Origin of the sequence: Streptomyces sp. 5K101 (assembly GCF_046506645.1) — a bacterium.
Taxonomy (GTDB): domain Bacteria; phylum Actinomycetota; class Actinomycetes; order Streptomycetales; family Streptomycetaceae; genus Streptomyces.
This window is the reverse complement of the sequence record NZ_JBKFFO010000003.1, coordinates 471,014-491,132: the sequence shown is the minus strand read 5'-3', so window position 1 is coordinate 491,132 and position 20,119 is coordinate 471,014. Positions and strand designations below refer to the sequence as shown.

The window sequence follows — 20,119 nt, the reverse complement described above, 5'->3', positions numbered from 1 at the left end:
TCACGCCGTCAGACGTCCCGGGACTCCCCCGGTGCCAGACGTCCGTGTTCCGCGCCGCCGAGTCCGCCGATCTGCCGGTCGTAGATCGGCCGGGCGATGTCGGCGAGGTACCCGTCGTGGACGTCGATGGCCCGCCGGGGCCGCACCTCGCGCACGTAGTCGATCACTTCGGAGATCTTGTTCCACGGCGCGTGCACCGGCAGCATCAGGGTGTCGACCGGCCGGCCGGGGACGGTCAGCGCGTCGCCGGGATGGAAGAGCGAACCGTCCACGAGGTAGCCGACGTTGGTGATGCGCGGGATGTCCGGGTGGATGACGGCGTGCAGTTCGCCGTGGACCTCGACGTCGAACCCGGCGGCGGTGAAGGTGTCGCCGTGGCCGACGGTGTGGACCCGGCCGGGAAACGCCGCCGAGATCTGCTCCGCGACGCTGCGCAGCGTCCAGATCTCGGCGCCCGGGTTCGCCTCCAGGGCGGCCCGCAGCCGTCCCTCGTCGAAGTGGTCGGGGTGCTCGTGCGTGACCAGGACGGCGTCCGCGCCCAGCGCCGCGTCCTGTTCGCTGAAGCCGCCGGGGTCGATGACGAGCGTGTGCCCGTCCTTCTCCAGCCGGACGCAGGAATGAGTCTTCTTGACGATCCTCATGCCGCACATCCTGCTACGCGCGGGGCTTGGTCTCCTCCTGGATCACCGCCTGGGCGACCTTGAACGCCGCGTTGGCCGCCGGCACGCCGCAGTAGACCGCGGCGTGGATGAGGACCTCCTTGATCTCCGCGGGTGTCAGTCCGTTGCGCAGCGCCGCGCGTGTGTGGAAGGCGAGCTCGTCGAGGTGGCCCCCGGCGACCAGCGCGGTGAGCGTGACACAGCTGCGGGTGCGCCGGTCGAGGCCCTCGCGGGACCACACCTCGCCCCAGGCGTAGCGGGTGATCAGCTCCTGGAAGTCGCCGGTGAAGTCGTCGGCGGCCGTAGCCCGGTCCACGTGCGCGTCGCCGAGCACCTCCCGGCGGATCTTCATCCCCACGTCGTACGGGTCGGGCCTGCCGGACGGCACCGCCGCGGGCTGCTCGGGCGCGGCGGGGGCGATCTCGGCGACGGGCGACACGGGCGCCGACGTGGGGGGCGCCGGCGGGACCGGGATCGACGCCAGGGTGTCGTTCCAGGCGGTGTCGAAGTGGTGGGCCAGCAGGTCCGTCACGGCGCCGGGCTGCTCGACGGGCGCCAGGTGGGAGGCGCCGGGCACCAGGGCGAGCCGGGCGTCCGGTATCCCGGCGACCAGGGTGCGGGCCTCGGCGGGGCCGGTGACCTGGTCCTCGGAGCCGACCAGGACGAGGGTCGGCACACCGACCCGGGACAGTTCGGGGCGTACGTCGAAGGCGGCGAGCGCCTCGCAGGCGGCGATGTAGCAGCCGGGATCGGTGGTGCGGACCATCTGGACCGCCCACTCGACGATCGCGGGCTGGGCGGCCGCGAACGCGCCGGTGAACCAGCGCTCGGGCGCGCTGCGGGCCATCGGGTCCAGTCCGTTGGTGCGCACGACCACACCGCGCTGGCGGAACTCGTCGGCGGTGCCGAAGCGGGGCGAGGCGGCGACCAGCGCCAGGGACGCCAGTCGGTGCGGGTGGCGCAGGGCGAGTTCGAGGCCGACCGCGCCGCCGATGGAACAGCCCGCGTAGCCGAAGCGCTGCACGCCGAGCAGGTCGAGGGTGGCGAGCAGCCGCTCGGCGAGCTCGCCGACGGAGTCGGCGGGGTGGGCGGGGGCGCCGCCGTGTCCGGGCAGGTCGAACCGGATGACCCGCCACCGGGCGGACAGCTCACCGATCTGGCGGTCCCACATGTGCCAGGTGGTGCCCAGGGAGGGACCCAGGATCAGAACTGGGGCGCCTTCCGGCCCGTCGGAGCGGTATTGCAGGGTGTTCGACGGTGTCTCACTCACGCCTCAGACCCTCTCACGTATCACGGACGCCCCTATAACGGGGTTTGGTAGACACCGTCCTGACCAGGTTGAAGACCTCGCGGGCAGCACATCGCTCGAGGCGACGGATGATCTCACGTCGGCTGCCTGCTCCCCGGCTTCGGTGCGCCTATGGCTGTCAGCGAGGGCCCTGCGCGCTGTGGAAAGAAGGAAGATGGCCGCGCCTCCGCCCGGGTGACCGAAGGGAAGGCGCGGGACCGCCGGCCGGGTTCCGGGTACACGCGGGGAGACGGACCACGCGCAGGAGGCGGACATGGCGCAGCAGACCCATGTCGTGGTGATCGGGATGGGGGTGGGCGGCGAGCATGTCGCCGGGCGGCTGGCCGAGGCCGGTCTGGACGTGGTCGGGGTGGAGGCGGAGCTGGTTCGGCGGGGAGTGCCCGTACTGGGCGTGCATCCCGAGCAAGATGATGATTGCCGCAGAAGCGCAGAAGGCGCACCTGGCACTCTCGAGCGACCGCGGCGAACTGCGTGTCACCCGCACGGAAGGCTGACAAACCGTCGCGTCCTCCCTCGCGGCGGTCAAGGCGGAGGCGGATGGCCGCCTCCCACCGGTCGCCGGCGCGCCGCAGGACCCGGGCGGTGTCGAGTCTGTCGTCCCAGCGGGCTTCTATCTGTGTGCCCCCGACCTCGGCGCACGGTCCCGGCGGTACGGACGAGGTTCTTGTGGATCGCCAGCCGCTTGTCGCCGACGCGCACGCCGATCACGACGTCCTTGTCGCGGAAGCGGCCGCTGGTGGCCAGGACCGGGAAGAGGGCACCCTGGTCGGCGTAGTAGCCGCTCCTGTCCGGATACGCGTCGTAGGAACCGTACGGGTCGCTGCCGTAGCCGCGCAGTGTGGCGGTGTCGGTGGACAGCACCTGGGTGTCGGGATGCGCGGCACGCCATTGCTTCCACGCGGTCCACACCAGCGGGACGGTGTCCAGCCGGGTGCCCTTGAGCGGGCCGCTGACGGCGGTGCCGAGCAGCTGGGGCCACTCGGAGCCGGTCTGCCGGTCGTACATCAGCAGCCAGCCGGCCGGTGGTGCCGAAGGTCAGCTCCTGCATGCCGGGCGGGGCGGAGAATCCGATGACCGTGCCGGTCAGCGGGCAGTAGGTGACGGCCAGCGGCTCGCCGCCCACGGTGTCGTTGACGATCTCGTGTCACACCGGCACCAGCTGCGGGTAGGCCCGTACCTCACCGCGGTACTCCAGGCCGAACACCGGCTCATCGTCGGCGAGGAATCCTGCCTCGGTTGCGGGGACGAAGCGGGGCTTGTCGACGGAGGGGATGCCGTCCTTGCCGGGCCCGCCGGCAACCGCCGCATCGGCGAGGGCTTCCAGGGACGGGTCCTGGCCGGACTGCACGGCCGTCACCGGGCGGTCCGGGCGGTCGGAGAGGGCCTGCCGGCCGGCCGGCGACGCCCCCGCCAACGAGCAGAATCGTGGCGGCCCCGATCACGCCCGCGCCCTTGAGGGCCTGCCGCCTCGGCGACCGGGCCGACTGCTGACCGTTCACCTGTCGCCTCCCGACACTCCCGGGGCCACCGGCGGGCGGTGAACGCCTCGCACTGATGAGCATGCCGCCGCGCCGTGCGGCAGTTCGGTGAGCGCGCTTACAGTTCTGGCCCCTCCGGGGGCCTACGGTTCGGATCATGGTGCTGAGGATCGTGCTGGGCACGGTGTACACGGCGATGGCCATCGGCCAGCTCGCCTCCTTCGCGCACATGCCGGGCATCCTGTCCGCGTACGGGCTGCTGCCCGGCGGCGCCGCGACCGTACTGGCCGTCGTGCTGATCGCCGGGGAGCTGCTGTGCGGCGTCTGGTTCCTGACCCGGCCACGGTCGAAGGCCCTGGCGCCGGTGTGGGCGTACACGGGCGTGTCGGTGGTGTGGACGCTGCTGGCCGTGCAGGCTTACGCGCGGGGTCTGACATTGATACTCGTAGCGGGTTCCGGTGGTCGTGGCTCAGGGTCTGACTGACGTCCTGCTGGGCTGTCCTGCGACTGTTCTGTCCGGCCGCCGGGACCCGTTCTCCATGGCTCCGGCCAGGTGGAACATGACCTGATAGGAGCTTGGCCAGCGGCCCCCTCAATGTCCTGTCTGACCCACCCGGGCCGGCGTCACCTCCGGCCCGGGAAGGCAGCTGACAGGATGACCGTGACGATCACGCCCGCCACCGAACTGGATGCGGTGTTCGGCGGAGTGGACTCCCACGCGGACACGATCCACGTTGCTGTCATCACCGACCGGGGCGGCCACATCGCCGACGCCGAGTTCCCCACCACGGCGGCTGGATACGCCGCGGCGATCGAGTTCCTGAACGCCCATGGCACCGTGACCGCCGTCGGGGTCGAGGGGACCTCCTCCTACGGCCTGGGGTTCACCCGTGCCGCCCGCCGGGCGAGCCTGACCGTGATCGAGGTCAACCGGCCCGACAAGGCCGAGCGTCGTCGAATCGGCAAGTCCGATCCCATCGACGCCTACGCAGCCGCCCGGGCCGCGCTGTCAGGCCGAGCATCGGTCATACCCAAGGACGACACCGTCAGCGGCATACGCGCCCTCCACAACGCCGCCCGGTCCGCCGTCAAGGCCCGCACCGCTACCCTGAACCAGATCGCGCACATCCTCATCACCGCCCCGGACGACATCCGAGTCAAGTACACCGCCCTGCGCGGCAAGACACAGGTCGACGCCATCTCCCGGCTCCGCCCCACGGGCGACGGACCGCGCGTCGCCCTCCTGACCGCGCTGAAGACCCTCGCCCGCCGGGTCCAGGCGCTGACCACGGAACACGACACCCTCACCGCCGCCCTGGACACCGCCGCCACCGAGCACAATCCCGGCCTGCGCGCCGCGTTCGGTGTCGGCCCCGACACCGCGGCCCAGCTCCTGGTCACCGCCGGCGGCAACCCCGACCGCCTGCGCACGGAGGCATCCTTCGCAGCGCTCTGCGGCGTCGCACCCGTCCCCGCATCCAGCGGCAGGACCAACCGCCACCGTCTCTCCCGCGGCGGCGACCGCGGAGCGAACTCCGCCCTCTACCGCATCGCTCTCGTCCGCATGTCCAGCGACGCCCGCACCCGCGAGTATGTCGCCCGGCAGACCGCCGCCGGACGCACGAAGAAGGAGATCATCCGCCTGCTCAAGCGGGCCATCGCCCGGGAGATCTTCCGCTACCTCACCACACCGGTCACCGTCCCGGACATCTCCGACCTACGACCCGCACGCCAGGCCAAGAACATCACCCTCACCACCGTCGCCGAACACTTCGGCGTCTGGCCGGCGGTGATCTCCTGCATCGAACGCGGCACACGCCGCGACGACGACCTCGCAGACGCCTACCGAGACTGGCTCACCGCCGCTTGACCTCGGCCAACCCGACAACTCCTCGATCCTGAGACGTGACGTCGGGGATGATGGGGCGATGTTCGTCCGCACGGAGAGCCTGCCGCAGACCCCGCAGCAGCACATGACAGTTCGGGTTCACACCACCATCGGGTCCGCTGTGGTGCTCTGGCGCGGTGATCCGCGAGACGCCGACGGCCAGCACCTCATCGAATGGACAGTCGATGAGGACATCCACTGGGGCCAGAACACCCGGGCGGCCTCTGCCGCCGAGCCGGAACTCCGGCAGGAAGGCGACCGGGTGATCATGAGCGGCCGCCTCCACCTGACCGACGACGGCGCCGCCTACCTCCAGATGGGTCACTGGTCCGTGCTGTTCGATCTGGCATCACCCGTCCCCAACGGCCAGGACGGTTCCTGGGTGCAGATCAGCGTCGGATCGGACAGTGTCGCCCTGCACCCCTACCAAACCTGACCGGCCACCCTCAGGTTCTCGGCAGCCCTTGACTGCCAATAGGAGCATCAGTGGCCAACTGCGGCTGCTTCGGGATCTACCTCACCCAGCGTCTGAGCTGGTTCGTCCTGCTCCAGGACGCCCTGACCCTGCTCTACGCCGGACTGCTGCTGCGTGCCGCCCACACGCCCCGGTCGCGGGTACCAGCCGATGGAGTGGAGGTGGGGCGCGATGTCCGCATCCCTTGGAGGACTGCTGCCCGAAACGTCCCCGGTCCGCCTCCGCACCACCGTGCCGACGACGATCCGGGCCGTGCCGTCCACTGACCGGATACGACCGCCCCGTGGAAGGAGTTCTTCGATGACCCAGACGCCGGCGCCTCGCCGCAAGGTGGACCGGGACGAGGTGTTCGTGGAGTTCACCAAGTCGATCTGCCCGCTGTGCAAAACACCCGTCGACGCACAGGTCAACATCCGCGAGAACCAGGTCTTCCTGCGTAAACGGTGCAAGGAGCACGGGGAGTTCGAAGCCCTGGTGTATGGCGACGCCGAGGAGTACCTGTCCTCGGCCCGCTTCAACAAGCCCGGCACGATCCCGCACACCTTCCAGACCGAGGTGCGGGACGGCTGCCCGTCCGACTGCGGGCTGTGCCCGGAGCACAAGCAGCACGCCTGCCTGGGCATCATCGAGGTCAACACCGGCTGCAACCTGGACTGCCCGATCTGCTTCGCCGACTCCGGCCACCAGCCGGACGGCTACTCCGTCACCCACGAGCAGTGCGAGCGGATGCTGGACGCCTTCGTCGCCTCCGAGGGCGAGGCGGAGGTGGTGATGTTCTCCGGCGGGGAACCCACCATCCACCAGCACATCCTGGACTTCATCGACCTCGCCCAGGCCCGGCCCATCAAGACCGTCAACCTCAACACCAACGGCATCCGCCTGGCCACCGACGAGAACTTCGTCGCCGAACTCGGCAAGCGCAACCAGGTGCCGGGCCGTTCGGTGAACATCTACCTGCAGTTCGACGGCTTCGACGAACGCACCCACCTGGAGATCCGTGGCCGGGACCTGCGCACGTTCAAGCAGCGGGCGCTGGACAACTGCGCCGAGGCCGGGCTGACCGTCACCCTCGTCGCCGCCGTCGAACGCGGCCTGAACGAGCACGAGCTCGGGGCGATCATCGAATACGGCATCGACCACCCCGCCGTCCGCTCGGTCGCCTTCCAGCCCGTCACCCACTCGGGGCGGCACGTCGCGTTCGACCCACTGCACCGGCTCACCAACCCGGACGTGATCAAGCTGATCAACGAGCAGCGGCCGGGCTGGTTCCAAAAGGGCGACTTCTTCCCCGTCCCCTGCTGCTTCCCGACCTGCCGCTCCATCACTTACCTCCTCGTCGACGGCGAGCCCGGCAACCGCACCGTGGTCCCCATCCCGCGCCTGCTGGACGTGGAGGACCACCTCGACTACGTCACCAACCGCGTCATGCCCGACGCCGGCATCCGCGAGGCGCTGGAGAAGCTGTGGTCCGCCTCCGCCTTCATGGGCACCGCCACCACCGAGGAGAAGCTGCGGGCCACCGCCGAGGCCCTCGACTGCGCGGACGCCTGTGGCATCGACCTGCCGCAGGCCGTGAAGGAGCTGAACGACAAGGCGTTCATGATCGTGGTCCAGGACTTCCAGGACCCCTACACCCTCAACGTCAAACAGCTGATGAAGTGCTGCGTGGAGGAGATCACCCCCGACGGACGCCTCATTCCGTTCTGCGCGTACAACTCCGTCGGCTACCGCGAACAGGTCCGCGCCCAGATGTCCGGCGTGCCCATCGCCCAGGTCGTGCCCAACGCGCTGCCGCTCGCCGACCGCCTCACCGCAACACCGTACGGGTCGAAGACCGCCCGCACCGCCGAAGAGGAGTCCCCGTCATGACCCAGCCACCCGCCGGCGATGAGCTCAAGGCGTGCTGCGCCGCCGCGTACTCCTCCGACGTCGTCGCCCTGCTGCTGGGTGACTCCTACCACCCCGGGGGCACCGCCCTGACCCGCCGCCTCGCCGACGGCCTCGCTCTCACCCCGGGTGCGCGGGTCCTCGACGTCGCCTCCGGCCGCGGTACCACTGCCCTGCTCCTTGCCGGGGCTTACGGTGCGGAGGTGGACGGCGTGGACTACTCCGCCGCCAACACCGCCCTCGCCCAGGGCGCCGCCCAGGCCGCGGGACTCGCCGACAGAGCGCGCTTCACCACCGGAGACGCCGAGCAACTTCCCTACCCCGACGGCGTCTTCAAGGCGGTGGTGTGCGAGTGCGCGCTGTGCACCTTCCCCGACAAGACGCAAGCCGCCGCCGAGTTCGCCCGCGTCCTGAAGCCCGGCGGTCGCCTCGGCATCACCGACGTCACCATCGACGCCGCACGGCCCCCGTCCGAACTCACCGGCCTTGGCGCCCGCATCGCCTGCATCGCCGACGCCCGCCCGTTGGACGAGTACAGCGAGATCCTGGCCGCCGCGGGCCTGCGCACGCTGCACACCGAGCACCACGACCAGGCCCTGCTGCGCATGATCGACCAGATCGAAGCGAGGCTGAATCTGCTGCGCATGACCGCCCCTACCCGGCTCACCGACGCCGGCGTCGACCTCGACTCCGCCCCCGCTGTCCTGGCAGCGGCCCGCACGGCGGTGGCCGACGGCGCCCTCGGCTACGCCCTGCTGATCGGCGAAAAGCCCCGCCCGACAGCCTGATCAAAAGCCTGCAGGTGCCTCCATATCCACGCTGAAAGAGCGTCGGCGCCCCCTGCCACCGTGCTCACGCCTTGCCCTGACTACCGACGCGTAGGTAAGCGCGGTCACATACCTGCCCGTGCCATGCGACCTAGCGTCGACACCGAAAGAGACAGAGGGAAACCCACCGGATGGGATGATCACCATGGTCACCGCAGCACACGTATCCCCCAAGACCGCCGCGATCCCGGTCCACGCCGTCTGGGGCGCCGCGGCCGGACTGGTCGGCGGCATCGGCTTCGGCATCTGGATGTCGGTCTCCCGGCCGGCCATGGACACCGCGATGATCACCATGGTGGCGGGGCTGCTCGGCTCGACCAACGCCGTCGTCGGCTGGCTGGTCCATCTCGCGATCGCCCTGTTCGCCGGCACCACCTTCGGCGTTGTGCTCGGCCACCTCGCGCAGCGCCTCGCGCCCGCGGTTGTCCTCGGCCTGGTCTACGGCGCGGTGTGGTGGTTCCTCGGCGCCCTGTGGATCATGCCGGCCAACCTGGGCATGCCCGTCTTCGAATGGAACGACGTCACCGCCTCCAGTCTCGGCGGCCACCTCGTCTTCGGCCTCCTGGCCGGACTCACCTTCGCCTCCATCGCCCAACGGGCAGCCAGGCGGAACGACCGGACAGCGGCATGACACCGATACCGCCGGCGTCAACACCTGGCCCCGGCTCACCGCTCCGGGGCGCTGAACCTCCCCTCGGCGCCCCGGACGGCTACTGCCTGGCCAGCAGCGCGGGCGCGCCGGCCGGCCCGGCGTGGGGAGCCGCTCCCCCGCCGGGTCGTTCTGCCGGCCACGGTCCCGGCTCTGCCGTTCGACAACCGGCGGTGACTGTCGCTGACGTCGGCCGCGTCGGTCGTCGTCCGGGCGCGTTCCCCTTCCGCTTCAGTGGCCGGACTCGGCGTGTGCGCCGTGGTCGCCGAGCTGGGCTTCGAACCAGTCGTGCAGGGCGTCGGCCAACGCGGAATCCTCCGTGGTGTAGGTCAGGGTGGCCCCGTCGGCCCGGTCCTCGTACTGCACCTTGATCCGGTCGTGCCCGTCGCGCAGCTGGGCGAGGCCGGGCATGTCGGCGCCGTGGATCCGGGCGGGGTCGGCGAAGTCCCCCCGGCTGAACGCCTCGGCTTCCTTGTGCAGGTGAGCGCGTATCAGGTCGATCTGCTCGGTGTCGCCGCGCTGGTCGGCCACGACATCCTGGATGCCCCCCGTTGCCGTGGGGGTGAAGCGGTGGGTGGTCTGCTCAAGGTCGAAGGGCATCACGGTTCTGCCCCGCTCGGCCACCAGCGCCTGCCGATCGATCCGGCCTTCGCCCGCACCCTGCTGGGAGCCGCCGACCGCCAGGGCGACAGCCGTCACCGCGCCGGCGATCATCACGCCCGCGCCCGCCACCAGGACCCGGCGCTTGCTGCTATTCATCCAGTGCCTCCACCATCACGTCGAGGGCGTGGAGTACGCCTTCTCTTTCGTGGGCCGGGATCGCTTCGAGCAGCCGGGAGAAGCGATCCCGTCGTGCTTGAGCAAGGTTCTGCGCGGCTCGACGTCCCGACGGGGTGAGCCGCAGGACGACACCGCGTCCGTCGTCAGGGGCCGGGGCGCGTTCCACCCAGCCACGGGCGGACAGCTGGGTGACCAGGCGGCTCACGGTGCTCTTCTGCAGTCGCAGCCGGCGCGTCAGCTCCACCTGCCGCAGTTCGCCCTCCTGCGCCAACTCACCCAGGGCGTGTGCCTCGGAGACAGAGATCTGCTGGCCGCAGGGGGTGGTTTCCGGCTGGTGCAGCCTGAAGGCACGGACAAAACCTGCCAGTGCCTCCTGCAGAACGGCCGGGTCGTCGGTCCTGCGATCCCTCATGGTTCGACAGTACAACCAAGAGGTTCGAAAGGACAACCAGCTAGGGTGCCCCGGCCCCGGGCGGCGCGGGAAAGGCCCGGGCGGCGCCGCGCACGCGCAGGCCGACCTCGCCGCCTATGGCGTGGGGGACGGAGGGCGGGTCGAAGATCCGGGCGACCACCGGGGTGCCGTCCGTCAGGCGCAGGGCGAGCAGGGCGTCGTGGCCCTGGAAGTCCCGGCGTACGACCGTCGCGGTGATCACTGCCGTGGCCGCCGGGACGACCTCGATCTGTTCGGGGCGCAGCAGGACCCGTCCGGGGGCGGACGGCGGACGGCCGTCCGCCGTGACAACCGGCACGGGGCCGAGCGGGGTTCGGGCCCGGTCGCCGGTCAACTCGGCGGGCAGCCAGACGGCTTCGCCGACGATGTCGGCCACCCAGGGGGTGGCGGGGGCGTGGTAGACGAGGTCCGGCGGTCCGCTCTGCACGATCCGGCCGTCGTGCATGACGGCGACCTCGTCCGCGATCGACAGGGCCTCGGCCTGGTCGTGGGTGACGAGGACGGCGGTGGCGCCGTCGGTGCGCAGGGCGCCGCGTACGTCCTGGCGCACCTCGGCGCGCAGGGCGGCGTCCAGGGCGCTGAACGGTTCGTCGAGCAGGACGGCCGGCGGGTGCGGGGCGAGCGCCCGGGCGACGGCGACGCGTTGCTGCTGGCCGCCGGAGAGGTGGTGCGGCATCCGGTTCTCGAAGCCGGCGAGGCCCACCAGCGCCAGCACGGATTCGATCCGTCCGGCCCGTCGGGTGTGCCGGTCGAGTCCGTAGGCGACGTTCCCGCGCACCGGGAGGTGCGGGAAGAGTGCGCCTTCCTGCGGGACCACCGCGATCCGCCGCCGTTCCGGCGGCACGGTGCGGCCGGGGGCGGCGATCCGCCGGCCGTCGAGGCGGACCTCCCCGGCGTCCACGCCCTCGAATCCGGCGATGCAGCGCAGCAGCGTGGTCTTGCCGCTGCCGGAGGGCCCGAGCACCGCCATCAACGTTCCCGAGCGGACCGTGAGGTCCACCCCGCGCAGCGCCCGCACCGGGCCGAAGGACTTGTGCACCGCGGTGACGCGCAGTTCGGCCATGTCAGGCTCCTCCTCCCTGGACTCCCTGCGTGAGGACGCCGGTGCGGGCCGACAGCCACCAGGTCGGTCCCGCGGCCAGCAGCACCAGCAGCGCGGCGTAGGGTGCGGCGGCCGCGTAGGCGGAGACCGATGTACGGGTCCACAGCTCGGTGGCGAGTGTGTTCATTCCGGTCGGGCGCAGCAGCAGGGTGGCGGGCAGCTCCTTCATGCAGGTGAGGAAGACCAGGACTGCTCCGGCGCCGATACCGGGCGCGGTCATCGGCACGGTCACCGTGCGCAGTACGGAGGATCTGCGGCGGCCGAGCGAGCGGGCCACCTCCTCCAGCGCCGGCGGGGCCTGCAGCGCGGCGGTGCCGACCGCCGCGACGGCCAGCGGGAGGAACAGCGCCGCGTAGGCCAGCGCGAGCAGCCACACGCTCTGGTAGAGCGGGTAGGCCACGTTGATCCCGAAGAACACCAGCGAGAGCCCGATGACCAGGCCGGGCAGCGCGTGCGACACGTAGGCCAGGCGGTCCAGGACCACGGCGAACAGGTTGGGCGCGCGGGCGTTCAGCAGTCCCAGCGGCAGGGCGAGCAGCATGGTCAGTCCGGCCCCGGCGGCGGAGACGGTGAGCGAGTGCCCCGCCGCCGCGGCCAGCCCGGTCAGTGCCCCGGGCCGGGAGACACCTTCGCCGAACCATCGCGCGAGACTCGCGGCCGGGACGCCGAGCGCCGCCGCCCCCGTGCCGGCGAGAGCGGACACGGCAAGCCACCGCAGGCGCCCCAGGTGCTGCCGGACCGGTGGGCGGCCCGCCCCGCCGAGGCGTGCGTACCGGGCGGCCTGCCGCCGTGTCAGCTGCTCGCCCGAGACGATGAGGACGGTGAGCACCACCAGCACGGTGGCGAGTACGAGTGCTCCGGTGCGGTCGAACCCGAGGCTGATGGAGGTGAAGACGGCCCGGGTGAAGACGTCCACCCGCAGGACGGAGACCGCGCCGAAGTCGGAGAGCACATAGAGCGCGACGAGGAGCGCCCCCGCTCCCACCGCGGGCCGCACCTGACGCAGCGTCACCGTGAGGAAAGTGCGCCACGGGCCGCTCCCCAGCGACCGGGCCACCTCCTCCTGTGCCGGGTCGGCGCTCGTCAGCGCGGCGGCGACGGGGAGGAAGACGTACGGGTACGACACCAGCGTCAGGACCAGCGCGGCCGCCCAGAATCCCGCGAACCCCTCCACCGTGGAGACCCAGGCGAAGGCCGCCACATAACTGGGCACCGCCAGCGGCAGGGCGACGAGCACCCCGAACAGCCGGCGCGCCGGCAGGTCGCTGCGCGTGACGAGGAACGCCGCGGCCACACCGAGCACCGTGCACGCCGCCGTCACCACCCCGGCCAGCGCCAGGCTCCGAGCCGCGAGTTCCCCGGTCCGCGCCGTGAACAGTTCCTCGCTGATGCGTTCCCAGCCGGCGTCACCGACCCGTACCGCCAGATAGGCCAGCGGGATCAGCGCCACACCGACCCCGGCCACCGCGGCAGCCGCCAGCGCCGGGCGCGGCACCAGTCGGCGTGCCCGGCGGCGCACGGCGGCCGCCGACGCCATGGTCAGGCCAGCCCCGATTCCCTGATCATCCGGACCGTGGTCCGCAGGTCGTCCAGGTCGTTCAGGTCGATGTCCGGGGCGTTGAGCGAGGACAGCTTCGGCAGTCCGGGCGCGGTGGCCACACCGGCCACCAACGGGTACTCGTACGTCTCCTCGGCGAAGTAGGTCTGTGCCTGCCTGCCGAACAGGTGGTCGACGAAGGCACGGGCGTCGGGATCGTCACCGGCCCCCTTGAGCACGCCGACGCCGGAGACGTTGACCAGGGCGCCGATGTCGCCGTTCGGGAAGAAGTGGTTCTTCGCCTTGAGCGCGTCGGCGGATGTGCCTTCCTCCTTGGCCAGTTCGTACACGTAGTAGTGGTTGACCAGCCCCGTGGCGAGCCGCCCCTGGTCGACGTCGGCGACGATGGGCGCGTTGCCCTCTCTGATCTGTGCGTCGTTGGCCTTCAGCCCGTTCAGGAAGTCCTGGGTCCGCTCGTCGCCGTGCTCGACCCGCATCGCGGTGACGAACGCCTGGAAGGAGCCGTTGGTCGGCGCGATGCCCACCTTGCCCTTCCACTGCGGCTCGGTCGCCTCGAACACCGACTCCGGCAGGTCCTCCCTGGCCACCTGGTCCTCGTTGTAGACCATGGTGCGTGAACGGCCGGTCACGCCGACCCACTGCCCGTCCTCGTCCCGGTAGGCGCTCGGCACCTTGTCCAGCACCGCGTCCGGCAGCCTGGCGAACAGATCCTGCCCTGCGACCGCACCCAGGGCACCGGCATCCTGCGCGAGGAACACGTCCGCCGGCGTCCGACCGCCCTCCTCCTGCAACTGCGCCGCCATGGCCGCCGTGTCCCCGTAGCGCACCTCGACCGTGATGCCGCTGGCCTCCTGGAAATCGTCCAGCACCGGCTTGACCAGGGACTCGCTCCGCCCGCTGTACACGGTGATCCTCTTGTCGGAAGGCTGCGCGGCCGACTGCGCTCCGTGGCTCTCGCCACCACAGGCCGCAAGGCCGAGCATCAGCAGACCGGCGACGGCGGGCGCGGCGACGGCTCTCGGACGACTGGTACGCATGTGGTCACTCCTCGCTGCCCCAAGCACCTCCAGTTAGGTTAGGCTTACTTTACTCTTTGTGTCGAAATGTCGCTTGTTTTCCCGGCCGGACGGTGAACGACGCCAGTCAGAGGCGCATGACGATGAGCGCGATGTCGTCAGAGGCACCACTGGCAACGCCGAGCCGGGCCAGCAGTGCGTCGGCGAGCTGGTCGGGGGCGAGGGTGCTGTCCTGGGCCAGGGCCGTGGTCAGGCGGGCCAGGCCGGCGTCGATGTCCTGGCCGCGGCGCTCGATGCTGCCGTCGGTGTACAGCACGAGGGTGTCCCCCGGGGTGTAGGACAGGCCGGCCTGAGGGCGGGGGACGTGGTGCTCGCGCGTGCCGAGTGGCGGATCGGTCGCCTGGTCCAGCAGCTCGCACCTCCCGTCGGGGTGGAGGAGGACAGGCGGTGGATGCCCGGCGCTGCTGTAGATGATCAGCCTGCTGCGGGTGTCGATGAGTACCTTGACCGCGGTCGCGGCCGTCGCGCCGTCCAGGGAGCGGGCGTACAGACCGAGAACCTGCAGGGCCTGGGCAGGACTGGGGGTGGTACGGATCACCGCGCTCAAGGCGCTGCGCAGCATGCCCATGACGGCCGCGGCGTGCAGGCCGTGGCCGACGACGTCGCCGACCGCCGCGGCGTAGCGGTCGGGTGGCAGGTCGACGACGTCGTACCAGTCGCCGCACACGTTCAGCGAGGTGGCCGCCGGCAGGTAGCGCACGGCGATGTCGTGGTGATGCCGGTCCGGGTCGGGGACGGACAGCATGGCTTCCTGCAGGGTGACGGCGACCTGCCGTTCGCGGGAGTGGGCCTGCCGCAGTTCCTCGTTCAGCCGGTGCAGCTCGCGGGTCCGCGCGTACAGCTCGGCGGCCATGCCCTTGTCCCGTTCGGTGAACTCCTCGGTGAGCTCGCGTGCGCGGCGCGAGCGGAGGAAAGCGGTGACGTCCTCGGCGCGCTGGACGATCCACTTCACTGTGCCGTCCGGCGCCGGCAGCGGGGTGTGGATCTCGGACCCACCATCGCTCCTCGAACCCGCCCGCCTGGTCCGGGGCGGGGATGTCGTAGCGCTGCAGCACCAGGGTGTCCGCCTTCCCGGTGTCCAGGACCCGGCGCAGCGACGCCTCGAGGTTCCGTTGCGCGTCGTCGGGCATGCCGGGGCTTTCCGGCAGGGCTTCGAAGAAGTACTTCCCGATCAGCTCGTCCCGGGTCCGCCCGGTCGCCGCCAGGTATGCCGTGTTGACGTAGCGGATCACCAGGCCCGTGTCCAGCACCAGGTAGAAGCTTGGTGTGGCGTCGAAGAAGGCCGTGAAATCGATGTCCGCTGTCATCACGCTCTCTCCGTGGCCGCGGGCGTTACTGCCTGCCTTTTCCAATCTAGGAGCGATCCCCTGTCCGGGCTTGCCGGACCCCCGGATGAGCCGCCCAGGAGCGAGGGGCCCGGGCCGGACGGGTACGCGTGGGACCGACCGGCCTTGGGGTCGGCCCCTGCCGCGTGTGACAGTGAGAACGAACCCGTATGGCCCCTTGGTCGGAGGAGATGGGGACGATGGAGTCGCCTCTGGTGGTAGGTGTGGACGGTTCCGAATCCAGCCTCCGGGCAACCGACTGGGCTGCGGACGAGGCGCTCCGCCATGACGTGCCGCTACGGCTGGTGTACGCGTCCCAGTGGCAGCGCTACGAAGGCGCCGCTCTCGCGACCGGCCCCGGCCGGCCCGACGAGCAAGTGATCGCCGAGAACATCGTGGGCACCGCGGCCGAGCGCGTCAGGCACCGCACTCCGGCCGTCAAGGTCGTCACCGACGTCCTGCCGGAGGACACCGTGGGCGCTCTGCTGAGAGAGGGGCACTTCGCCTTCGCACTGGTCACCGGCTCCCGAGGCCGTGGCGACATCGCCGGACTCCTCCTGGGATCGGTCAGTCTGTCCGTGGCCGCCAGGGCCCACTGCCCGGTCATCGTGGTGCGTGGTGACAAGGCGGGACTGGCGGGCACGCACGAGCGAATCATGCTCGGCGTCGGGGATGCGGACATCGATTCCGCGGCGGTCCGGTTCGCCTTCCGCGAGGCGGAGGTGAGGGGCTGCACCCTGGACCTGGTGCGCGCATGGCGCCGACCGTCCCACGAGACCACGGATCACCCGCTGCTGGTGGGAGACCCCGCCCACTACCACGAGGACCGGGCAACGGCCCTGCTGGAGGAGGCCGTCAAGGCAGCCGCGAGGGACCATCCGGGCGTCCGGGTGAGGCGAGACCCTGTCGAAGGGACCGCGCGCAAGGTCCTGGTCGCGCGGTCGGCGGCAGCCGATCTGCTGATCGTCGGGGCGCGACGCCGGCACAGCCACTTCGGCCTGCAGCTGGGCAGGGTCGGCCACACCGTCCTGCACCACGCGTCCTGCCCGGTCGCCGTGGTACCTCAAAAGGCGTGACCGAGGTCGTCGGCCCGTCGTGCCCACGGGGTCACTGAGCCGTCTCGGGCCCGTCCTGGCCGGCGGGCCGGCCGGTGAGCAGGGGCTCGACGTCGACGACGCCCTCCACCGCGTGGACCAGGCGCACGGCGACCGGGATGAGCGAGGTGTCGCCGACGTGCCCGCGGAGGGTGACGACTCCCTCGTGCACGTCCACCTGGAGGGCGTGACCGGCGGCCGGGAAGAGGGGGGACACCACGGTGCGGCGGACCTCCTCCGCGATCTCCTCGTCCGACCGCAGGAAGACCTTCAGCAGGTCGGCACGGCTGACGATGCCCTGGAGCATGCCCACGTCGTCGATCACGGGAAGCCGTTTGACGCGCCGGACGGCCATGATCCGGGCCGCCTGGGCCAGGGTGGCGTCGGCGTGGACCGTGATCGCGGGGGCGCTCATCAGATCCTCGGCCGTCACCGCACCGGCCTTGGCGACGTCGGACAGGCGTCGGCTCTGCTCGAAGAGGCTCGGTTCGCTGCCGCGGAACTCCTCCTTGGGCAGCAGGTCGGCCTCGGACACGACACCGATGACACGTCCATCCCCCTCCAGGACCGGCATGGCGCTGACCTTCCACTGCTCCATGGTCCGGACGATCTCCTTGAAGGGCGCATCGCGTCCCACCGCCACGACCGTCCGGGTCATCACATCGCTGACGATGTGCGGGGTCTCAGGCATCGCACACCTCTCGTCTCCCCTCCACCATCGTCGCAAATCGGCAGCACCGGGAGCGCGGCGATTCGGCGCCTCCCGGTGTTCTCGTCGGCCTAGGCTCCGAAGCCGGGAGTCCCGCTTCAGCGAAGAGAGCCGTGGGAGACGTGCATGAGGTGGTTGGTCTCGCTGGTCGGCGCCGGGCTGGTCATGGTCACTCTGCGGGACCTGTTCCACACGCTCTGGCACCCCACGCGCCACGGCGGGCTGAGTCGCCACGTGATGACGGCGCTGTGGCGACTGGCCCGGCGCCTGCGGGCCCGTAGGCGGGTGGTCGGACTCGTCGGGCCGCTGGCCATGGTGACGGTGGTCGGCATGTGGGCCGGGATCATCGTCCTCGGCTGGGCCGTCATCTACTGGCCGCACATGCCGGGGGCGTTCACCTTCTCCCCCGGTTCCAAGGCGGCCCAGGAGCCGGCCCTGCTCGACTCCGTGTACCTGTCGCTGGTCACGGTGGCCACCCTGGGGCTGGGCGACATCGCGCCCGGGGAGGGCTGGCTGCGCGTGGTCTCGCCGTTGGAGGCCCTCGTCGGCTTCGCCCTCCTGACGGCCACCGTCTCCTGGGTACTTCAGATCTACCCGGCGCTGACCCGCAGGAGAGTCCTCGCCATCCGGCTGGCGCTGTTGCGCGACGCGGACCCGACCCCGCAGCAGATCGACTGCACCGCGGGTGCACTGCTGCTGGACAGCCTGGCCACCGATGTCGTACGCGTCCGCATGGACTTCACCCAGTACGCCGAGGCGTACTACTTCCACGACGGGGATGACCACTCCTCGCTGGCCGTCATGGTCGGCTACGCCTCCGCTCTCGCCGAGCGTGGCCAGGCGGTGCGGCGGCCGGAGGTGCGCCTGGCCGGTGACCTGCTCGCCGGTGCGCTGCAGGACCTCGCGGCCGTCCTGGACCAGCGCTTCCTCCATACGGACGGAACACCGGCGGAGGTGTTCGCCGCGTACGCCGACGACCACGGCCGCACCCGCGCGCGGCCCTGAACACGGGTGCACGCCGGGAGTTCGGGAGCCGGTGCCGGTGGCCCCTACGGTGTCGCGGTGGACACGACGTACACCCACGGCTTGGCCGGTTCCGTGAGGTCGACGGTGATGTCCTGCGTGGGGCGCGGGTCCTTGTTGGTGTGCGTCGTGCCCGCCCACGCCCGGCCCGCGAGCCCGAAGTTCCAGCCGGCGACCTCGCTGTCGCGGTCGCTGATGGTGACCTTGCCGTCCTGGAGGGCGTCCCGGCTGGTGCCGACGCCCTTCAGGAACGTGTCGAGCCCGTTCGGGGTGGTGCGGAACTGCACGTACAGCCGACTGGTCTTCCAGTTGCTCGTCTCGTAGTAGCCGACCCGCCAGGAGCCCGCCGGGATCGGCACCTCGAAGATGCGGCGCTTCATCAGCGAGGGCCACTTGTCGCGCAGGCCGGTGGCCGACGACTCGGCCGCCTTGTCCCGGCCGCTGGCGCGGCTCTGTTCGGCGGAGATCACGAGGTAGCCGGCCGGGATGCCGACGAGCAGCACGATGGTGATCGCGGTCAGCCAGCGGCGCACCAGCATGTGCCGCCTGCCCTCGGGGGCGGGCGGAACGGTCTGTCGGGTCAGCGTGGAGGTCATGACGGCGGTTCCTGGGTGGGACGGACGGAGCTCGGGCTGCGCAGGGCCTGCGCGTAGCGCTCGTATCGTTCGTGACGCTCCACCCGGCGTCGGTTCGCCCGGCGGAAGCGGCGCGCGACCAGGCGAGCCAGGTCGGCCGCACCGACCATACCCGCCTCGGGCCCGAGCTGGGCCTTGGCGATGCGCGCCTCGGGCCGGTAGCCGCGGCCCGTGAGGTGGCGCCGGAAGGCGTCGCGCGCGGGGCCGATGAGCAGGTCGTCGGCGGCGCTGACGCCCCCGCCGATGACGAAGCAGGAGGGGTCGAGGGCGGCGGCGAGATTGGCGATGCCGACGCCGAGCCACTGGCCGATGTCCTGGAGCAGTTCGACGCACATGGCGTCGCCCTCGCGGGCCAGTTCGGTGATCAGCGGCCCGGTGATGTCCCGGATGCTGCCGCCGACCCGGTCGATGATGTTGTACGCCACCGGGGAGTCGGCCGCGGCGAGTTCCCTGGCCTCGCGCACCAGCGCGTTGCCGGAGCTGTACTGCTCCCAGCAGCCGCGGTTGCCGCACGGGCAGCGGTGGCCGCCCGGCACGACCTGCATGTGGCCGAACTCACCGGCGACCCCGTACTTGCCGCGCTTGACCTGACCGTTCTCCAGGATGGCGCCGCCGATGCCGGTGCCGAGGGTGATCATGACGAGGTGGTCCTCGCCGCGGCCCGCACCGAAGCGCCACTCGGCCCAGGCGGCAGTGTTGGCGTCGTTGTCGACGAGGACGGGGACGGCGAGGCGGGCGGACAGCGCGTCACGCAGGGGCTCGTTGCGCCAGGCAAGATGAGGGGCGAACAGCACCTTGGAGCGGTCGGCGTCGACCCAGCCTGCGGCGCCGATGCCGACCGCGTGGACGTCGTGGCGGTCGGAGAGGTCGAGGACCAGTTCGCAGATCGTGTCCTCGACCACCTTGGGGCTCTTGGACTTGTCCGGGGTCTCGGTGCGGACCTTCTCCAGGATGACGCCGTCGGCGTCGACGACGCCGGCCATCACCTTGGTGCCGCCGATGTCGATGCCGACCGTCGGCACGCGGGGTGCGCTGAGGTGGGAGCGCCGCTCGCGCGGCCCGACGGTCTTGAGGACGGTGCCGCGTGCGGCGCCTCGCTGCGTGAAGTCGCGGTACGTGCTCAAGTCGTCCCTGCGGTTCGTCGTGGCGGTCCGGACCCGGACCCGGTCCCGGGGCGGGCGGCGCCCGCCGCCC

At 71.2% G+C, this 20,119-nt stretch carries 19 protein-coding genes and 2 pseudogenes; 9 read left to right on the top strand and 12 right to left on the bottom strand.

Annotation, left to right across the window (positions count from 1 at the left end):
• Positions 1-8: 8 nt before the first annotated feature.
• The 3 genes and pseudogenes from ACLB9X_RS07895 to ACLB9X_RS07885 all read right to left on the bottom strand — a co-directional run bounded on the left by ACLB9X_RS07895 (position 9) and on the right by ACLB9X_RS07885 (position 3,316).
• Complete coding sequence (locus ACLB9X_RS07895; protein WP_410359518.1) at positions 9-641, bottom strand: MBL fold metallo-hydrolase; 633 nt, start codon at positions 639-641, stop codon at positions 9-11.
• 13 nt (positions 642-654) lie between these two features.
• Complete coding sequence (gene pcaC / locus ACLB9X_RS07890) at positions 655-1,929, bottom strand: 4-carboxymuconolactone decarboxylase (protein ID WP_410359517.1); 1,275 nt, start codon at positions 1,927-1,929, stop codon at positions 655-657.
• A gap of 561 nt (positions 1,930-2,490) precedes the next feature.
• Positions 2,491-3,316: pseudogene (locus tag ACLB9X_RS07885) on the bottom strand (DUF3179 domain-containing protein).
• Between the two features lie 287 nt (positions 3,317-3,603).
• On the opposite strand from ACLB9X_RS07885, the gene ACLB9X_RS07880 reads away from it, so the two are divergent.
• The 7 genes from ACLB9X_RS07880 (at position 3,604) to ACLB9X_RS07850 (ending at position 9,154) form a co-directional block, all read left to right on the top strand.
• The gene (locus ACLB9X_RS07880; protein WP_410359516.1) at positions 3,604-3,930 is read left to right on the top strand and encodes a MauE/DoxX family redox-associated membrane protein; all 327 of its coding nucleotides are present in this window, start codon (positions 3,604-3,606) and stop codon (positions 3,928-3,930) included.
• A 171-nt stretch (positions 3,931-4,101) separates the two neighbouring features.
• Entirely contained in the window at positions 4,102-5,316 is a 1,215-nt protein-coding gene (locus ACLB9X_RS07875; protein ID WP_410359515.1) for an IS110 family transposase, read from the top strand.
• 58 nt (positions 5,317-5,374) lie between these two features.
• Complete coding sequence (locus tag ACLB9X_RS07870; RefSeq protein ID WP_410359514.1) at positions 5,375-5,770, top strand: hypothetical protein; 396 nt, start codon at positions 5,375-5,377, stop codon at positions 5,768-5,770.
• Between the two features lie 50 nt (positions 5,771-5,820).
• Complete coding sequence (locus ACLB9X_RS07865) at positions 5,821-6,075, top strand: hypothetical protein (protein WP_410359513.1); 255 nt, start codon at positions 5,821-5,823, stop codon at positions 6,073-6,075.
• A gap of 34 nt (positions 6,076-6,109) precedes the next feature.
• Positions 6,110-7,678, top strand: coding sequence for a radical SAM protein (locus ACLB9X_RS07860; protein WP_410359512.1), 1,569 nt, complete (start codon positions 6,110-6,112; stop codon positions 7,676-7,678).
• Positions 7,675-8,484 carry a methyltransferase domain-containing protein gene (locus tag ACLB9X_RS07855; RefSeq protein ID WP_410359511.1) on the top strand — a complete coding sequence of 270 codons (810 nt, stop codon included), beginning with the start codon at positions 7,675-7,677 and terminating at the stop codon, positions 8,482-8,484. Before ACLB9X_RS07860 ends, ACLB9X_RS07855 begins: the two co-directional genes overlap by 4 nt.
• A 184-nt stretch (positions 8,485-8,668) precedes the next feature.
• Positions 8,669-9,154 (top strand): hypothetical protein, encoded by a 486-nt coding sequence (locus ACLB9X_RS07850; protein ID WP_410359510.1) that lies wholly within the window; start codon positions 8,669-8,671, stop codon positions 9,152-9,154.
• Between the two features lie 249 nt (positions 9,155-9,403).
• On the opposite strand, the gene ACLB9X_RS07845 is transcribed toward ACLB9X_RS07850, so the two are convergent.
• The 6 genes and pseudogenes from ACLB9X_RS07845 to ACLB9X_RS07820 form a co-directional block, all read right to left on the bottom strand.
• Positions 9,404-9,931, bottom strand: a complete 528-nt coding sequence (locus ACLB9X_RS07845) for an aspartate carbamoyltransferase (protein WP_410359509.1) — start codon at positions 9,929-9,931, stop codon at positions 9,404-9,406.
• Positions 9,924-10,364 (bottom strand): MarR family winged helix-turn-helix transcriptional regulator, encoded by a 441-nt coding sequence (locus ACLB9X_RS07840; protein ID WP_410359508.1) that lies wholly within the window; start codon positions 10,362-10,364, stop codon positions 9,924-9,926. Before ACLB9X_RS07840 ends, ACLB9X_RS07845 begins: the two co-directional genes overlap by 8 nt.
• A 40-nt stretch (positions 10,365-10,404) precedes the next feature.
• On the bottom strand, positions 10,405-11,466 hold the full coding sequence (locus tag ACLB9X_RS07835; RefSeq protein ID WP_410359507.1) for an ABC transporter ATP-binding protein: 1,062 nt from the start codon (positions 11,464-11,466) through the stop codon (positions 10,405-10,407).
• A gap of 1 nt (position 11,467) precedes the next feature.
• Positions 11,468-13,042 carry an ABC transporter permease gene (locus tag ACLB9X_RS07830; protein WP_410359506.1) on the bottom strand — a complete coding sequence of 525 codons (1,575 nt, stop codon included), beginning with the start codon at positions 13,040-13,042 and terminating at the stop codon, positions 11,468-11,470.
• Between the two features lie 2 nt (positions 13,043-13,044).
• Positions 13,045-14,100: an iron ABC transporter substrate-binding protein gene (locus ACLB9X_RS07825; RefSeq protein WP_410359505.1), complete on the bottom strand. Its 1,056-nt coding sequence runs from the start codon at positions 14,098-14,100 to the stop codon at positions 13,045-13,047.
• A 106-nt stretch (positions 14,101-14,206) separates the two neighbouring features.
• Positions 14,207-15,446, bottom strand: a pseudogene (locus ACLB9X_RS07820) (PP2C family protein-serine/threonine phosphatase).
• A gap of 209 nt (positions 15,447-15,655) precedes the next feature.
• Here ACLB9X_RS07820 and ACLB9X_RS07815 point away from each other — a divergent pair.
• The gene (locus tag ACLB9X_RS07815) at positions 15,656-16,540 is read left to right on the top strand and encodes a universal stress protein (protein ID WP_410359603.1); all 885 of its coding nucleotides are present in this window, start codon (positions 15,656-15,658) and stop codon (positions 16,538-16,540) included.
• A 31-nt stretch (positions 16,541-16,571) separates the two neighbouring features.
• Here ACLB9X_RS07815 and ACLB9X_RS07810 read toward each other — a convergent pair whose 3' ends face one another.
• Entirely contained in the window at positions 16,572-17,249 is a 678-nt protein-coding gene (locus tag ACLB9X_RS07810) for a CBS domain-containing protein (protein WP_410359504.1), read from the bottom strand.
• Between the two features lie 144 nt (positions 17,250-17,393).
• On the opposite strand from ACLB9X_RS07810, the gene ACLB9X_RS07805 reads away from it, so the two are divergent.
• Complete coding sequence (locus ACLB9X_RS07805) at positions 17,394-18,272, top strand: potassium channel family protein (protein WP_410359503.1); 879 nt, start codon at positions 17,394-17,396, stop codon at positions 18,270-18,272.
• Positions 18,273-18,316: 44 nt separating this feature from the next.
• Here the strand turns inward: ACLB9X_RS07805 and ACLB9X_RS07800 are convergent, their stop codons facing one another.
• A complete protein-coding gene (locus tag ACLB9X_RS07800; protein ID WP_410359502.1) occupies positions 18,317-18,886 on the bottom strand; it encodes a hypothetical protein in 570 nt (189 codons plus the stop codon).
• The gene (locus tag ACLB9X_RS07795; RefSeq protein WP_410359501.1) at positions 18,883-20,049 is read right to left on the bottom strand and encodes an ROK family glucokinase; all 1,167 of its coding nucleotides are present in this window, start codon (positions 20,047-20,049) and stop codon (positions 18,883-18,885) included. The genes ACLB9X_RS07800 and ACLB9X_RS07795 overlap by 4 nt, the downstream gene beginning before the upstream one ends.
• Positions 20,050-20,119: the final 70 nt, after the last annotated feature.

What these genes read in the sequence shown, in the direction of transcription:
- ACLB9X_RS07895 (WP_410359518.1), bottom strand. Translation starts at nt 641, where the DNA reads ATGAGGATCGTCAAGAAGACTCATTCCTGCGTCCGGCTGGAGAAGGAC.
- ACLB9X_RS07880 (WP_410359516.1), top strand. Translation starts at nt 3,604, where the DNA reads ATGGTGCTGAGGATCGTGCTGGGCACGGTGTACACGGCGATGGCCATC.
- ACLB9X_RS07875 (WP_410359515.1), top strand. Translation starts at nt 4,102, where the DNA reads ATGACCGTGACGATCACGCCCGCCACCGAACTGGATGCGGTGTTCGGC.
- ACLB9X_RS07870 (WP_410359514.1), top strand. Translation starts at nt 5,375, where the DNA reads ATGTTCGTCCGCACGGAGAGCCTGCCGCAGACCCCGCAGCAGCACATG.
- ACLB9X_RS07860 (WP_410359512.1), top strand. Translation starts at nt 6,110, where the DNA reads ATGACCCAGACGCCGGCGCCTCGCCGCAAGGTGGACCGGGACGAGGTG.
- ACLB9X_RS07855 (WP_410359511.1), top strand. Translation starts at nt 7,675, where the DNA reads ATGACCCAGCCACCCGCCGGCGATGAGCTCAAGGCGTGCTGCGCCGCC.
- ACLB9X_RS07850 (WP_410359510.1), top strand. Translation starts at nt 8,669, where the DNA reads ATGGTCACCGCAGCACACGTATCCCCCAAGACCGCCGCGATCCCGGTC.
- ACLB9X_RS07845 (WP_410359509.1), bottom strand. Translation starts at nt 9,931, where the DNA reads ATGAATAGCAGCAAGCGCCGGGTCCTGGTGGCGGGCGCGGGCGTGATG.
- ACLB9X_RS07840 (WP_410359508.1), bottom strand. Translation starts at nt 10,364, where the DNA reads ATGAGGGATCGCAGGACCGACGACCCGGCCGTTCTGCAGGAGGCACTG.
- ACLB9X_RS07835 (WP_410359507.1), bottom strand. Translation starts at nt 11,466, where the DNA reads ATGGCCGAACTGCGCGTCACCGCGGTGCACAAGTCCTTCGGCCCGGTG.
- ACLB9X_RS07830 (WP_410359506.1), bottom strand. Translation starts at nt 13,042, where the DNA reads ATGGCGTCGGCGGCCGCCGTGCGCCGCCGGGCACGCCGACTGGTGCCG.
- ACLB9X_RS07825 (WP_410359505.1), bottom strand. Translation starts at nt 14,100, where the DNA reads ATGCGTACCAGTCGTCCGAGAGCCGTCGCCGCGCCCGCCGTCGCCGGT.
- ACLB9X_RS07815 (WP_410359603.1), top strand. Translation starts at nt 15,656, where the DNA reads ATGGGGACGATGGAGTCGCCTCTGGTGGTAGGTGTGGACGGTTCCGAA.
- ACLB9X_RS07810 (WP_410359504.1), bottom strand. Translation starts at nt 17,249, where the DNA reads ATGCCTGAGACCCCGCACATCGTCAGCGATGTGATGACCCGGACGGTC.
- ACLB9X_RS07805 (WP_410359503.1), top strand. Translation starts at nt 17,394, where the DNA reads ATGAGGTGGTTGGTCTCGCTGGTCGGCGCCGGGCTGGTCATGGTCACT.
- ACLB9X_RS07800 (WP_410359502.1), bottom strand. Translation starts at nt 18,886, where the DNA reads ATGACCTCCACGCTGACCCGACAGACCGTTCCGCCCGCCCCCGAGGGC.